General features: G+C 75.2%; 14 protein-coding genes. 7 read left to right on the forward strand and 7 right to left on the reverse strand.

Annotation, left to right across the window (positions count from 1 at the left end; all coding sequences use genetic code 11):
* Nucleotides 1–399: 399 nt before the first annotated feature.
* Nucleotides 400–1,251, forward strand: a complete 852-nt coding sequence (locus ACFV4P_RS02230; RefSeq protein WP_380466361.1) for a transglycosylase family protein — start codon at nt 400–402, stop codon at nt 1,249–1,251.
* A 119-nt stretch (nt 1,252–1,370) separates the two neighbouring features.
* Here ACFV4P_RS02230 and ACFV4P_RS02235 read toward each other — a convergent pair whose 3' ends face one another.
* The gene (locus ACFV4P_RS02235) at nt 1,371–1,739 is read right to left on the reverse strand and encodes an immunity 51 family protein (protein WP_380466363.1); all 369 of its coding nucleotides are present in this window, start codon (nt 1,737–1,739) and stop codon (nt 1,371–1,373) included.
* Between the two features lie 40 nt (nt 1,740–1,779).
* Entirely contained in the window at nt 1,780–2,799 is a 1,020-nt protein-coding gene (locus ACFV4P_RS02240) for a YihY/virulence factor BrkB family protein (protein WP_380466365.1), read from the reverse strand.
* Nucleotides 2,800–3,050: 251 nt separating this feature from the next.
* On the opposite strand from ACFV4P_RS02240, the gene ACFV4P_RS02245 reads away from it, so the two are divergent.
* The 3 genes from ACFV4P_RS02245 to ACFV4P_RS02255 are packed head-to-tail and all read left to right on the forward strand — an operon-like array spanning nt 3,051 to nt 5,943.
* Entirely contained in the window at nt 3,051–4,043 is a 993-nt protein-coding gene (locus ACFV4P_RS02245; protein WP_380466367.1) for a hypothetical protein, read from the forward strand.
* Entirely contained in the window at nt 4,040–5,299 is a 1,260-nt protein-coding gene (locus ACFV4P_RS02250) for a sensor histidine kinase (RefSeq protein ID WP_380466369.1), read from the forward strand. Before ACFV4P_RS02245 ends, ACFV4P_RS02250 begins: the two co-directional genes overlap by 4 nt.
* Nucleotides 5,296–5,943: a response regulator transcription factor gene (locus tag ACFV4P_RS02255; protein WP_073809987.1), complete on the forward strand. Its 648-nt coding sequence runs from the start codon at nt 5,296–5,298 to the stop codon at nt 5,941–5,943. Before ACFV4P_RS02250 ends, ACFV4P_RS02255 begins: the two co-directional genes overlap by 4 nt.
* Nucleotides 5,944–6,012: 69 nt before the next feature.
* On the opposite strand, the gene ACFV4P_RS02260 is transcribed toward ACFV4P_RS02255, so the two are convergent.
* Nucleotides 6,013–7,044: a sigma-70 family RNA polymerase sigma factor gene (locus ACFV4P_RS02260; RefSeq protein WP_380466371.1), complete on the reverse strand. Its 1,032-nt coding sequence runs from the start codon at nt 7,042–7,044 to the stop codon at nt 6,013–6,015.
* Between the two features lie 68 nt (nt 7,045–7,112).
* Here ACFV4P_RS02260 and ACFV4P_RS02265 point away from each other — a divergent pair, with 68 nt between their 5' ends.
* Entirely contained in the window at nt 7,113–7,481 is a 369-nt protein-coding gene (locus ACFV4P_RS02265; RefSeq protein WP_380466373.1) for a VOC family protein, read from the forward strand.
* A gap of 18 nt (nt 7,482–7,499) precedes the next feature.
* The gene (locus tag ACFV4P_RS02270; protein WP_380466375.1) at nt 7,500–8,096 is read left to right on the forward strand and encodes a DinB family protein; all 597 of its coding nucleotides are present in this window, start codon (nt 7,500–7,502) and stop codon (nt 8,094–8,096) included.
* Nucleotides 8,097–8,183: 87 nt separating this feature from the next.
* Here ACFV4P_RS02270 and ACFV4P_RS02275 read toward each other — a convergent pair whose 3' ends face one another.
* Nucleotides 8,184–9,200: a polysaccharide deacetylase family protein gene (locus ACFV4P_RS02275; protein ID WP_380466377.1), complete on the reverse strand. Its 1,017-nt coding sequence runs from the start codon at nt 9,198–9,200 to the stop codon at nt 8,184–8,186.
* A gap of 269 nt (nt 9,201–9,469) precedes the next feature.
* On the opposite strand from ACFV4P_RS02275, the gene ACFV4P_RS02280 reads away from it, so the two are divergent.
* Nucleotides 9,470–11,026, forward strand: a complete 1,557-nt coding sequence (locus ACFV4P_RS02280; RefSeq protein ID WP_380466379.1) for a sensor histidine kinase — start codon at nt 9,470–9,472, stop codon at nt 11,024–11,026.
* 108 nt (nt 11,027–11,134) lie between these two features.
* Here the strand turns inward: ACFV4P_RS02280 and ACFV4P_RS02285 are convergent, their stop codons facing one another.
* From ACFV4P_RS02285 to ACFV4P_RS02295, 3 genes are all read right to left on the reverse strand, one after another.
* A complete protein-coding gene (locus ACFV4P_RS02285) occupies nt 11,135–11,470 on the reverse strand; it encodes a hypothetical protein (RefSeq protein ID WP_380466381.1) in 336 nt (111 codons plus the stop codon).
* A 95-nt stretch (nt 11,471–11,565) separates the two neighbouring features.
* Nucleotides 11,566–12,597, reverse strand: a complete 1,032-nt coding sequence (locus ACFV4P_RS02290) for a hypothetical protein (protein WP_380466383.1) — start codon at nt 12,595–12,597, stop codon at nt 11,566–11,568.
* A gap of 53 nt (nt 12,598–12,650) precedes the next feature.
* Nucleotides 12,651–13,325, reverse strand: a complete 675-nt coding sequence (locus ACFV4P_RS02295) for an AAA family ATPase (RefSeq protein WP_380466385.1) — start codon at nt 13,323–13,325, stop codon at nt 12,651–12,653.
* Nucleotides 13,326–13,449 lie beyond the last annotated feature (124 nt).

Raw genomic sequence — 13,449 nt, forward strand, 5'->3', positions numbered from 1 at the left:
GCCGGGACACGCACCGTGCGCGGCGGGCCGACGAAAGGGCCCGGAACCCGGTGAGGCCGGTCACAGGCCGCGCGGGCCGGGCCCGGAAAATCGCGGGACCACTCGGTGAAAAGCCCCGATGTACCGCCGGTAACGCGGCTCTGACCTGCACAGACCTTCGAATGCTTGGACATCGGCCGAAACGCCCGTAGCTTCGTAACCAGTGCAGGGCGCACTACCCGGGATCACCCGACACCATCGCCCCGGAGCGGCCACCGAGCCGCACCGCACGGGCAGGGTGACCGCGACGGAGAGCACGTCGGCAAGCGACGGCACCGTCCGATCCACAAGCGCGAAACAGCAGGCCCGTCAGGGGCTCTGGTTCCGCCTTGCCTGCCCGGGGCATCCGAAAGGAATCGCATGATCTTCCGTAACGAGACCGCCGCCGCCAAGACCGCCACCACCACCGCCGCCGAGGGCAGCAGCACCCGCAAGCGCGTCCGTGCCGCCATCGTGGTCGGCTCCGCGATGGCCGTTCTGCCGGTGGCCGGACTCGTCACGGCGACCTCGGCCCACGCCGCGGACGTGTCCACCTGGGACAAGGTCGCGCAGTGCGAGTCGACCGGCAACTGGTCCATCGACTCCGGCAACGGCTTCTACGGCGGCCTGCAGTTCACCTCCTCCACCTGGGCCGCGTACGGCGGCACCGCCTACGCCCCGCAGGCCAACCAGGCCACCAAGGCGCAGCAGATCGCCGTCGCCGAGAAGGTCCTCGCCTCCCAGGGCCCCGGCGCCTGGCCGGTGTGCTCCGTCAAGGCCGGTCTGACCAAGGGCGGCACCGCTGCCCAGGTCGACACCTCCGCCTCGGCGACCACCGCCACCGCGAGCACCGCCACCACGAGCACCGCCACCGCGAACAACGCCGCCACCAAGTCCGTGAAGCTCGCCACCACGAAGAGCGACGCGGCCTCCACCAACACCACGGCGGGCAACACCGCGACCCCGCAGGTCGTCAAGGCCCAGGGCACCTCGTCCGATGCCAAGACGGTCAAGGTCGACAAGGCCCAGGTCGACAAGGCCCAGGGTGAGAAGTCCTGGACGAAGCACAACGCCAAGGCCGCCGGCGGCAACTACACCGTCAAGTCCGGTGACACCCTGAGCGCGATCGCCGCCGCCAACGGCACCACCGTCGACGCGCTGTTCCAGGCCAACGCGAAGACCATCGGCGCCAGCGCCGACGTCATCTTCCCGGGCCAGGTCCTCTCGGTCTGAGGCACCTCCGCCTGACCGGTCCGCACCGCCGGACCACCCGCACACGCCGACGGCCGCCCCCTCATGTCGGGAGGGGGCGGCCGTCGGCGTTCGCGTGCCCGGACGCCGGGAGGTGCGGCTCAGTCGAACCAGTCGGGGTCGGCGGCGTCGATCAGCTCGCGCAGCGCCGCCCGGTCGCGGAAGGCGCCGGACAGCAGCACGCCGAGTTCGCGCAGTGCCGCCGCGTCCTCGCCGTACGCCACGAACATCCCGGCCTCCGGGTCGTAGCCGAACCGGCCCTCCAGCTGCGGCGCGTGCGTGCGGACCGCCGAGCGGGCCACCGCCTCCCAGCCGTAGCCGCCGTTCTGCTGACCGGCGGCCTCGAAGACCTCGTCCACGGCGAGCATCCGGTCGTCCGTCAGCAGCAGGCAGTACGAGCCGGGCCGGTGGTCGTACTCGAAGAACGACAGCGGGGCGTACGTCTCACGATCAGTCTCACGATCAGTCATGGCCCGGACGGTACCGGCGGGCACCGACAGCCGGCCGGGGCTACTTCCGGTCGTCCGGCTCCGGGTCCGGGTCCTCGGGTTCGGACGCGGGTTCGGACGCGGACTCGGGCGGGTCGAACGCGACGTCCACGTGCTGTTCGGGCCGGCGCTCCTCCTGGCGGGCCAGCAGGGCCAGGACCTCCCGGTCGGGGCCGGTGAGCGGGGGTTGGAGCAGCGAGCGCGGCCACAGGCGGCGGGCCAGGACCACGTTGGTCTCGGCGGCGTAGACGGTGATCTGGGACGCCAGGTACAGCCAGGACAGCAGGCCGATCACCGTCGCGAAGAAGCCGTAGACCGCGCTGGCGTGCCGCAGTTGGTGCGCGACCAGGGCCGCGCCGAACGCCTGCAGGACGGTGAACAGCGGGCCCGCGACCAGGCTGCCCGGCACCAGGCGGCGGGTGTGCACCTCCTTGGGGGTGAGGATCCGCAGGCAGGCGACGAACAGCGCGGAGTTCAGCACCGCCGACAGCAGCAGGCCGCCGATCCGGGCCAGGGTGCCGCCGAGGGTGGTGGAGACCAGCGCGGCGGCGGCCGTGGTCACCACCAGGCCGAGTCCGAGCGCGAGGAACAGCGCCAGGCAGCGGGCCAGTCGCGGCCAGTAGCCGGGCCGCCGGACGCCGGGCACGTTCCACACCTCGGCCATCGCGTGCTGCATCACCTGCGCGATGCCCAGCGCGCCGTACAACAGGCCGAGGATGCCGATGACCAGCGCCAGCCCGCTGCCCTGCACGGAGTGCACGTTCTCCCGCAACTGGTCTCCGATGATCGGAAAATCGGCCAGTGCGGAGTTGAGGACCGACTCCTGCGCCTCCGGATGACCGTGCAGCACGAAACCCAGCACGGTGGAGAGCAGGAGCAGCAGCGGGATCAGCGACACGAAGCCGTAGTAGGTGATCAGCGCGGCCAGCAGACCGCCCCGGTCGTCGCCGTACTTCTTGATCACGCCGAAGACCGCCGCCAGCGGCCGGTGCCGCTGCTGGGTGCGGTCGACGGCCCGCAGCGCGCGTTCGATCGGATTCACTGGCCCGTCCTCCCTGACCGACCCCACTGACCGGCTCCCCGCGTATGCCCGGCCGCGCCGCACCCATCGCGCCCGGACCGGGACCGTCACCCGGGGGTGTGAATCCGCGCCCGGCGGAAAGGCGGCGTCCCGGCCTCGCAAGGGCCTGCGCCCGGCCTCGGAACCGCGGAGTGGACGTTCCCCCGAACGGGGGAGGATCGTCCCCTGTACGGGGGAATCGTCACACCCCCGGCGGTTGCGATCGTCGGGGCATGACGACAATACGCACCGCCACAGACCCGAGCCGCCTGCGGACGGCCCTGTGCGCCGGCACGATCGTTGCCACCCTGCCCTACCTGGCACTGAAGATCGCCTGGGTCGCCGGCAGCGGCATCGGCGTCCACGGCGACGGCATGCACAGCGGCGCCATGATCGGCGCCAACCTCGCCACCGTCGGCATGGACGCCGTCGCCGCCGTCCTCGCCCTCGCCCTGGCCCGCCCCTGGGGCCGGCGCATCCCCGGCTGGCTGCTGGTCCTGCCGATGTTCGTCGCCACCGGCCTGCTCGCCCCGATCGCCTTCGTCGCACCCGTCGCGGCCGTCGTCGGGGCGTTCACCGGCGGCATCACCAGCAGCGACCAGGGCCAGGACTTCATCGAGGGCTGGGTGTTCGCCATGGTCTACGGCGGCTTCGGCCTCCAGGCGATCGGCCTGGTCGGCGGCTTCGTCCTGCACGCCCGCGAACGCTGGGCACCCGTGTTCGCGCTGCGCCTGCGCGACCTGCCCGTCGGCCCGGCCGACGGGGTGCGGCGGCTGGTCGTCGTCGGCGTCGCCGCGCTCGGCCTCGTCCCGGTGGCGATCCAGCTGTGCTGGGCGTTCGGCAGCCACGTCCTGCGGCCCGACGACAACCGCCCGGACGCCCAGTCCCTGGTCGTCAACGGCGGCTACGCACTGCTCACCGTGGTCGGACTCGTCGGCATCCAGGCGCTGACCTGGCGGCGGCGCGACGGTCGGCCGGCGCGCGGCGCGCTGGTGGCGGCCTGGGTCGGCACCGGGACGTCGTTCGGCTGGGGCCTGTTCTGGCTGCTCGCCTCGACCGTCACCACCCCGCTCAGCAGGGGCGAGGACATGCGCGGCGTCGCCGTGGTCGGCGGCCTGCTGGCGGTGGTCGGCGCGGTGCACGCGACCGTGCTGGCCCTGCTGGTGGTCGAGGCCGCGGGGGCATCCGACGACCGGGCCCGCCGCAGTGGGATGATCCAGGCGTGACGCCACGGGGGGAGGTCCGCCGGGTCGCCCAGGCCCTGTTCGGCCGGGCGGCCCTGCGGCGTTGGGCGCTGCTGATCCTGGGCGGCGCGATGATGACGCCGTTCTGGTTCGTGACGAACATCGCCCTCGCGCCGCTGTCCCCGACCGGCTCGACCGACCGCTCGCTGCTGGTCCAGTTCGCGGCCTACCTCGCGGCGCTGCCGCTGGTCGCCGCGACCGCCGCCGCCGTCCCGTTCGTCCGGCAGCTGGAGACCGCGATCGTCCGCACCCTGCTGCCCGTCGGCGCCCGCTGGGAACGCCCGGACGAGCCCGCCGCCTCGCGCGGACGGACCGCCCTGTGGGCGGTGCTGCACCTCGGCCTCGGCGCGCCCGTGGCCGGGGCGACCATGGCCGTCCCGCCCGCCGCCGTCGTGCTGCTGACGGTCCGCCCGTTCCTGGACGATCCCCCCGGATGGCTGGGCGCGGTGCCCGCCTGGCTCGGGCCGCCCGCCGGGGCGCTGCTCGCGGTGCTGCTGCCGACCGCCGCACGGGCGGCCGGCCTGGCCCTCGAACGCTCCGCCCCCGCCCTGCTCGGACCGTCCGCCGCCGAGCGGCTCGCCGAAGCCGAACGCCACAGCGCCCGACTGGCCGAACGCAACCGCCTGGCACGGGAGTTGCACGACTCCGTTGGCCACGCGCTCGGCGTCGTCACGCTCCAGGCCGCCGCCGCCGGACGGGTCCTCGACCGCGACCCGGCGTTCGCCCGCAGCGCCCTCGCCGCGATCGAGGAGGCCGCCCGGTCCGCCGCCGACGAACTCGACCACGTCCTCGGCCTGCTCCGCGAGGAGCACCCCGGCCGCGCCCCCCAACCCGACCTGCGCGACCTCCACCGCCTCGCGGACTCCGCCCGCGCCACCGGATCACCCGTCGACCTGACCGTCGGCGACCTCCACGCGATGCCCGCCGTGGTCTCCCGCGAGGCCTACCGGATCGTCCAGGAAGCCCTCACCAACGCCCTCCGCCACGCCGCCGGATCACCCGTGCAGGTGACCGTCGACGCCGCCGGCGGCGAACTGCGCCTGCTGGTCCGCAACCCGCTGCCCGCCACCCGCCGCCCCGGCCGCAGCGGCGGACGCGGCACCCGCGGCATCGCCGAACGCGCCCAACTCCTCGGCGGACACGCCGAATTCGGACCCGACGACGGCCACTGGCAGGTGGCCGCCCGGCTGCCCCTCGCCCTCGGCCGGGCCAACGACCGCCCCGGGAGGGACACGTGAGCACCGCACCGATCCGGGTGCTGATCGCCGACGACGAACCGCTGGTGCGCTCCGGCCTCGCCGTCATCCTCGGCGCCGAACCGGACATCGACGTGGTCGGCGAGGCCGAGAGCGGCGCCCAGGCCGTCGCCCTCGCCCGCACCCTCACCCCCGACGTGGTCCTCACCGACGTCCGGATGCCCGCGCTCGACGGCATCCAGGCCGCCCGGCGGATCCTCGACACCGTCGTCCCCGCCCCGCGCGTCGTCGTCATCACCACCTTCGAGAACGACGACAGCGTCCACGACGCACTGCTCGCCGGAGCCGCCGGCTTCCTGCTCAAACGCTCCCGGCCGGAGGCGATCGTGCAGGCCGTCCGGCTCGCCGCGTTCGGCGACACGCTGATGTTCCCCGACTCGGTGCGCGACCTGGCCCTGCACCGGCGCCGCGCGACCACCCCGTTCCCGCACCCGCTGTCCGAACGCGAACAGGACGTGCTGCGCCTGATGGCCTCCGGCCTCGGCAACGCCGAGATCGCCGCGACGCTGTTCCTCGGCGCGGAGACCGTCAAGACGCACGTCGCGAACATCCTCACCAAGCTCGGCGCCCGCAACCGCACCCACGCCGTCGTCCTCGCCTACCGCTCCGGCTTCGTCGCCCCCTGACGGCCCGCTCGACCGCACGGGGCGGACCTCGCGGGTCATCGGACCTCGCGGGTCATCGGACCTCGCGGGTCAGGGGAGCAGCTCGGGCAGGCCGGCGCGGACGGCGTGCTCGGCGCCGAGGAAGGAGACCAGGCCCGCCACGGCGTCGCGGCGCAGCGTCAGGACGGTGAGCGACCAGGCCCGGTGGGGTGCGTCCGGGGCCTCGCCGAGGTAGAACGCCACGGCGGGTTGGCCGTTGGCGGTGGTGAGGAGGTGCCGCCAGCTCGGGCAGCGGGTGAGGGGGACGGCCACCGCGAAGTCCATGACGGCGGCGCGGCCCGCGTACCACTGGGCCAGCGGCGGCATCGACCAGGTGACGTCCTCGGTGAGCAGGGCGACCAGGGCGTCGGCGTCGCCGCGTTCCAGGGCGGTGGCGAAGGAGGAGGCGATGCCCCGGACGCGCGGGTCGCCGAGGGTGCGCAGGGTCCGCTGCTGGGAGACCTGCGGGAGCTTCGCGGTGAGGGTGCGCCGGGCCCGGGCGAGGGCGGAGTTCACCGAGGTGGTGGAGGTGTCCATCATGGCGGCGATCTCGTCGGCGGAGAATCCCAGCACGTCGAAGAGGAGCAGCGCGGCCCGCTGGTTGCCCGACAGGTGCTGCACGGCCGCGACGAAGGCGAGTTCGACGGCTTCGCGCTGCTCGTAGCGGGCGGCGGGGCCGGCGGGCCCGAGCGGCAGGCCCGCGTCGGGGTACGGGCCCAGCCAGGCGACCTCGGTCAGCGGGGCGGCGTCGAGCACGGCGTGGTCGGCGGCCGGGCCCAGGTCGACGGGCAGCGCGCGGCGGCCGCGGCGGGCGATGGCGTCCAGACAGGTGCGGGTGGCCACCGTGTACAGCCAGCCGCGCAGCGAACTGCGGCCCTCGAACCCGGCGAGGCCGCGCCAGGCGCGGACCAGCGCCTCCTGCAGCGCGTCGTCGGCGTCGTGGGTGGAGCCGAGCATGCGGTAGCAGTGCGCGTGCAGCTCGCGGCGCAGCGGCGCGACCAGGCGGGTGAAGGCGGCGTCGTCGCCGTCGCGGGCCGCCGCCAGGTCGGCGTCGGCGGGGGGTGCGCAGAATTCCTCGCTCACGGGCGACGATTCTGCCCCACGGCGGAAGTCACACCCTCGACCCGTGTTTCCGCACCCGAGGAGCAGCCGTGACAACCGCCCCCGAACACCCGCCCACGCCCGCCTGGTTCGACATCTCCACCCCCGACGCCCCGCGCGCCCACCGCTTCTACCGCGACCTGTTCGACTGGCCGATCGACGTGCTCGACGCGACGTACGCACGGATCGGCGGGGCGGCGGGCGGCGAACCGATCGGCGGGATCGGCCAGTCCGGCCCGGGCAGCCCCTACACCGGGATCGTCGTGTACTTCCGGGTCGCGGACGTGGCCCAGGCGCTCGACAAGGCCGAGAAGCTCGGCGGCCGCCGCCGGATGGAGCCGCGGGCCGTGCCCGGGCAGGGCCGGATCGCCGTGTTCGACGACCCGGACGGCAACCCCGTCGGCCTGCTCGGCGACTGAGAGAAGAGGACACACCGAATGACTGCCACCGACTTCAAGACCGACCTGCAGCGGCACCTGCAGGACGCCCGGGAGACCGTCGTGCGGAAGCTCGACGGCCTGAGCGAGCGCGACGTCCGCCGCCCGCTCACCCCGACCGGGACCAACCTGCTCGGCCTGGTCAAGCACCTGGCGGGCGTCGAACTGCTCTACCTGGGCTGGGTGTTCGACCGGCAGCCCACCGTGCAGGTGCCGTGGTTCCGGCCGGATCTGGGCGCGGCCGGGCTGGAGCCCAACGTCGACATGTGGGCGACCGCCGAGGAGTCCCGCGAGGCGATCCTCGACAGCTACCGGACGGCGTGGAAGCACGCCGACGAGACCGTCGAGGCGCTGCCGCTGGACGCCGTCGGCCACGTGCCGTGGTGGGTGGAGCGGACCGGCACCCCGAGCCTGCAGCGGGTGCTGGTCCACCTGATCGGCGAGACCGAGCGGCACACCGGACACGCCGACATCGTCCGGGAGTTGATCGACGGCGAGGTCGGCTACCGGCCGGGCGTGGCGGCGATGCCCGAGGCCGACGCCCAGTGGTGGGCCGCGTACCGGGCCAAGGTCGCCGCCGCAGCCGAGCAGGCCTGACACCGGCGGCCCCGCCCGTCCGGCGGCGGGCGGGGCCGGCCCGAGACCGATGGCCCTGCCCGTCCGGTGGCGGGCGGGGCCACCGGCTCAGAGGTAGTCCTCCAGGCGGCCGATGGCGAAGCCCTCGGCGGTCGCGGTGTCGATCACGCGGCGCAGCATGTCGGACAGCGTGCCCTTCCAGCCGGCGGCGGGGGCGCGGAAGTGGGTGAGGATGATGTCGCCGGGGTGGAGCTTCGCGTCGGAGTAGCGGTACTCGAGGTGGTCGGGGAACGCCTCCTCGGTCCACAGCGCGACGGCGGTGACCCCGCAGGACGCGGCGGTGCGCAGCGCGGCGGCCGTGTACTCGCCGTACGGGGGCCGGAACAGGCGCGGGCGGGCGCCGATCTCCTGCTCCAGGCGGTCCTGCTGGCCGCAGATCTCGCGCTGCAGGGCGTCGCCGCCGAGACGGCGCAGGTCCGGGTGGTTGATGGTGTGGTTGTAGACGCCGACGCCGTGGTCGCGCAGGTCGCGGAAGTAGTCGTAGTCGGAGCGCGCCAGGTAGTCGGAGAGGAACACCGACAGCGGGACGCCCAGCTCCTCGACCATCGCGGCGAACTCCGGGTCCTTCTCCGCGCCGTCGTCCACGGTCAGGAACACCACGTCGTCCTCGGTGGGCACCCGCCGGACCACCGGCGGCAGGCCGTCGGCGAGCAGGACGTTCGGCCCCGCGACGAGCTCCGGTTTCTCGGCGGGCGCGGCCGGCGCCTTCAACGGGAGCGCCGCCAGGCCCCACCGGCGGGCGGCGGCGAGTTCGGCCTGCTGCTGCCTCGACTCCCGCTCGGCCGCGCCCAGCCGGCCGTTCAGCTCCTGCCCGGCCGCGGCCTGCGGGAACGCGACGGCGGGCTGGGCGGCCACGGGTTGCCCGGCGGCGGGTTGCCCGGCGGCGGGTTGCCCGGCGGCGGGTTGTCCGGCGGCGGGGCGGGCTGCGGGCGGTGCGGCGTGGGCGTCGTCCTCGGTGCGGAGCGAGGAGCAGCCGACGGCGAGGGAGGCGAGGGCGGTGAGCGCGGTGAGAGCGACGAGGTGACGGCGGCGCGAGGGCCTGGGGTCACGGTTCTTCGTGGGCATACCGGCCGATGATCCCCTTGTCGCACCGCTGCCAACCCGTCCGTGGCCCGCCCCTCACCCGCCCGGCTCACCGCCGCCGACCTGACCCTCACCCGTTCGGCCCACCGCTGTCGGCCCGCCCCTCACCCGTTCGGCCCACCGCCGCCGACCTGACCCTCACCCGTTCGGCCCATCGTCGTCACCCGTTCGACGCGCCGACCCGGCGGCGGTGGGCGGGGGTGCGGGGCGGCTAGGGTCGTGGCGTGATACGTGCGTGGGTGGAGCGAGCGGTGCCGGGGCCCTGGTCGTGGCGGCTGGTGGTCCGGGAGGTGCTGGGCGGGCTCGTGGTGTGCGGGCTCGGGGCGCTGTTGCAGGCCGCCGACAACGGCGGGTGGCCGTCGGGGCTGGTGGTGGCCGTCGCCGGGCTGCTGTTCCTGCTGCGGCGGGGGCTGCCGGGGCCGGTGCTGGTGCTGGCGGCGGCGGGCGCCGGCGGGCCGAGCGGGTTCCTGCCGCTGCTGGTCGCCGCGGGCCACGGGGCGGGCCGGCGGATCACCAGGCCGTGGCACGCGCCGGCGGTCTTCGCGATCGGGTTCGCGCTGAACGTCGCCACGGGGGTGCTGCAGAACCGGCGCGACCACTTCCCGCTGCCCGCGCTGTTCGGCATCTGCGTGGTCGGGTTCCTGCTGGTGGGCGTGCTGCCCGCGCTGTTCGGCCGCTACCGGCAGCAGCGCACCGCCCTGCTGGACAGCCTGCGCGAACGCAACGAGCAGCTGGTCCGCGAACGGGTCATGATCGCCCACCAGGCGCGGCTGCGCGAACGCCACCGGATCGCCCAGGACATGCACGACAGCCTCGGCCACCAGCTCGCGCTGATCGCCGTGCACACCGGCGCGCTGGAGGTCGACCGCACCCTCGGCGAGCGGCAGCGCGAGGCGGTCGGGGTGCTGCGACAGGCCGCGACCGGCGCGATGCGCGAACTGCGCGAGGTGGTCGGCCTGTTGCGCGAGGACTCGGCGCCGGCGGCCGGCGGCGTGGACTCCATCGACCGGCTCGCGGAGAACTCGCAGGCCGCGGGCGCGCTGGTCGAGCTCCGGCACGAGGGCACGCCGCGCGACCTCGCCGCCGCGACCGGCCACGCCGCGTACCGGATCGCCCAGGAGGGCCTGACCAACGCGCACAAACACGCGCCGGGCGCGCAGATCGTGCTGACGGTGCGGTACGAGCGCGACGCCGTGATGGTGGAGGTCGTCAACGGGCCCGGCGGCGACGGCACTTCGGCGGTCTCCGGCGGCCAGGGCCTGACCGGACTGCGCGAGCGGGCCCGGCTGCTCGGCGGCGCGATACAGGCCGGCGGGCAGCCGGGCGGCGGGTACCGGCTGAGCGGCCGCCTCCCGTACACCTCCGACGGCGCGCTCGCCGCGATCCCCGAGGACGAGGAACTGCGGGAACTCGCCGACCGGTTGATCGGCCCGGAGAAGCGCCGCCGGAGCCCCGCCATGGGCTGCGCGCTGGGCGCGGTCGCCGTGCTCGCCGTGGTCGGCGTGGTCGCCGCCGTCGGCGTGCTGATGTTCATCAGCTCGATGCGCGACGCCACCGTCTCCACCAAGCTGTACGACTCGATCGACATCGGCCAGTCCGAGGAGTCGGTCAACGGGCGGCTGCCGGTCGGCAGCGACTTCCTGACCGGCGACTTCAAGAAGATCGGCCCGCCGGTGCCGGAAGGCACGCACTGCCGCTGGTTCGCGGGCGACGCCGAGACCGGCCCCAGCGGCGGCCAGGACGTGGTGCGGTTCTGCTTCACGGACGGCGTGCTGGTGGAGAAGCAGCACTTCCAGGGCCGGGTGTAGCCGCAGCGGGCCGGGCGCGGCGGCAGTGGGCCGGGCGCGGCGGCAGTGGGCCGGGAGCGGCCGAGCGGGCCGCACCCGGCCGTGCAGGCCGCACCCGGCCCCGGCGCGTCAACTCGGCGTGATGCCGAGCTGCCTGAGGCGCTCGGCGTGCTCCTCCAGGATCCGCGCCAGCGCCCGCGGACGGTACGGGTCGTCCACGGGGATCCGCGAGGCCGCGTCCAACGCCTCGTCCAGCAGCTGGAGTTGCAAGTCACGGCGGAGCAACACCGGGTGGTGGCGGGTCAGTTCGATCGCCGCCAGGGCCAGCTTCGGCAGGTGCACCACCGGGTTGACCCGGGCCAGCAGGCGGTGCGCCCGGTACGCCTGCCACGGGGTGGGCGGTTCGCTGCCGGCCAGCAGCACCCGGGCGCGCAGGGCCAGTTCGTGATTCACGTGGGAGGACACACGTCTCCTGTCGATTCGTCCAGCAGGGGGGAGTGCGGACGAGTCTGCGGCCCGACGAGCCGCCCGGACAAGGGAGAACGAGTGTGCGTCCGGTCCTACCGCGAACGCTCGTGAGCAGGCAGAATTGGGGTCGACACGCTGCCGGAGGTGACGGCGGCGACCACCGCGGCCAACCGGGCCTCGACGGCGTCGAGTTCGGCGGACGCCCGGGCGCGCAGCGCGGGCAGCAGGGTGAGGGCGGCGCGGGCCGCGTCCGGGCCGGGCTCCGGGTCCTGGTGGGCGGCGGTGACGGCGGTCCGCAGCGGCAGGGGCGTCAACGCGGTCTCCCACGCGGCGCGGTGGACGCCTGTCGCGTAGCGGGACGTCAGGTACTCCAGCGGGGTCAGTGCGAGCGCGTCCCGGTCGGCCGGCCCCGCCAGGTGGGGCTCGGGCAGCAGCCAGGCGACGCCGTCGCGGGCCACCAGGTCGAACGCGCGGGCCAGGTCCGGCCCGCCCGCGCCGCGCGCGACGCCGGTCGAGGAAGCCTCCAACAGCCGCTCCAGCATGGCCGCTTCGCGCGGATCGGCGGTCCGGTCCGGGTGCTCCTGGTCGGCGAGCAGTTGCTCCAGGTGGTAGCGCTGGCCCCAACTGCCCACCGAGCGGTGCATCGCCCCGGCCCGGGTCTCCCGGATCGCGGCCAGCACCAGCGCCCGGGTGGTCAGGTCGCGGCGCACCGCGAGCCGCGCAGCGTCCTCGGCGGCCGGGTCGTTCGAGGCGCGCGAGGCGTGCGCGCCGCCCGAGGCGCTCGGATCGCCAGACGCGGCCGGGTTGTTCGGCGCGGCCGGGTCGCCAGGCGCGGCCGGGTCGTTCGGGAAGAGCCGTTCCAGGGCGCAGCGCACGGCGGCGACGGTCGGCCCGTCGTACCAGCGCAGCGTCCAGCGGTGCCCGGCCTGGTCGTACTGCGGCTCGATCGGGACGCGGAACTGCACGGACAGCCGGTCGGCGATCCGCCGCACCCGCGGGCCGCGCGGCGGCCGTTCGGAGACGGCGGCGGCGGCGATGGCGGTGGGGGCGGCGGCCGGGCCGGGGGCTTCGGGGGCGGCTTCCGGCACGGCGGCGTCCGGGACGGCGGGGTCGGGGGTGCGCATGGCCCGGAGACTAGCCAGCACGCGGCCGGGCGGCGGGCGACGCGCGAGGCGGCTCAGCCGTTCGCCGCAGCGCCCGTCGCCGCCCGGGCCGGTGCGGACGCCGGGCGCGGCGCGGGCCGCCGGCAGCTGTGCGGCGGATGCGGCGCGCCGAACTCGATGGCCGCCAGCCGGGCCGCCGACGCGCGCGGCAGCAGCACCGCCGACGCCACCCCGGGCGGCAGCGGCACGTCCGCCGTGACCAGGGCGCGCAGCGCGGCCCCGGCCCGGCGGTGGCGGGCGAAGGCGTACCGGGAGACCCGCCGGCCGCGCCGCCGCTGGCCGTCGGCGGCCTGCGCGGGCGTGGCGTCCAGCAGCAGCAGGTGCACCCGGCGGCCCTGCCGGCGCGCGGTGCGGGCGATCGCCCGGCGCACCCACGGCAGCGCCCCGCAGTCGTGCACCACCAGCGGCCCGCCGGCCCGCAGCGCCGACCGCAGCCGCAGGTAGTGGGCGCCGCGGACCAGCGGCCGGTACAGCGCGTACGGGACGCCGGGCAGCGCGGACGCGAACCGCTGCCGGGTGTGCTGGGAGTCGATCACCCGGGCCCGGGCGCAGCGCGCCATCAGGGTGCTCTTGCCGCTGCCGGGCAGGCCGGAGACCACCAGGACGTCGTTCGCGGGATACGCCAGGGCGTCCGGCGCCGGGCGGTCCGTCAGGTCGTGCCGGGCATGCGGACGCAGCTGTGAATGCACACGGTCCCCCTCAAGAGTGTGCCAAGAGAACGTCATGTCAACGTCATGCCCGGGTCGTTGGGTTCCAGACCTGCGGCAATGCGGCTGTGACGGGTCTGTGGCCGTTCCCGGACACCCTGGGCGA

The sequence above is a fragment of the Kitasatospora sp. NPDC059795 genome (genome assembly GCF_042732175.1).
GTDB lineage: Bacteria > Actinomycetota > Actinomycetes > Streptomycetales > Streptomycetaceae > Kitasatospora.

Excerpts from the sequence above, each read along its gene's own strand:
- ACFV4P_RS02230 (WP_380466361.1), top strand. The coding sequence starts at position 400 with ATGATCTTCCGTAACGAGACCGCCGCCGCCAAGACCGCCACCACCACC.
- ACFV4P_RS02235 (WP_380466363.1), bottom strand. The coding sequence starts at position 1,739 with ATGACTGATCGTGAGACTGATCGTGAGACGTACGCCCCGCTGTCGTTC.
- ACFV4P_RS02245 (WP_380466367.1), top strand. The coding sequence starts at position 3,051 with ATGACGACAATACGCACCGCCACAGACCCGAGCCGCCTGCGGACGGCC.
- ACFV4P_RS02270 (WP_380466375.1), top strand. The coding sequence starts at position 7,500 with ATGACTGCCACCGACTTCAAGACCGACCTGCAGCGGCACCTGCAGGAC.
- ACFV4P_RS02275 (WP_380466377.1), bottom strand. The coding sequence starts at position 9,200 with ATGCCCACGAAGAACCGTGACCCCAGGCCCTCGCGCCGCCGTCACCTC.
- ACFV4P_RS02290 (WP_380466383.1), bottom strand. The coding sequence starts at position 12,597 with ATGCGCACCCCCGACCCCGCCGTCCCGGACGCCGCCGTGCCGGAAGCC.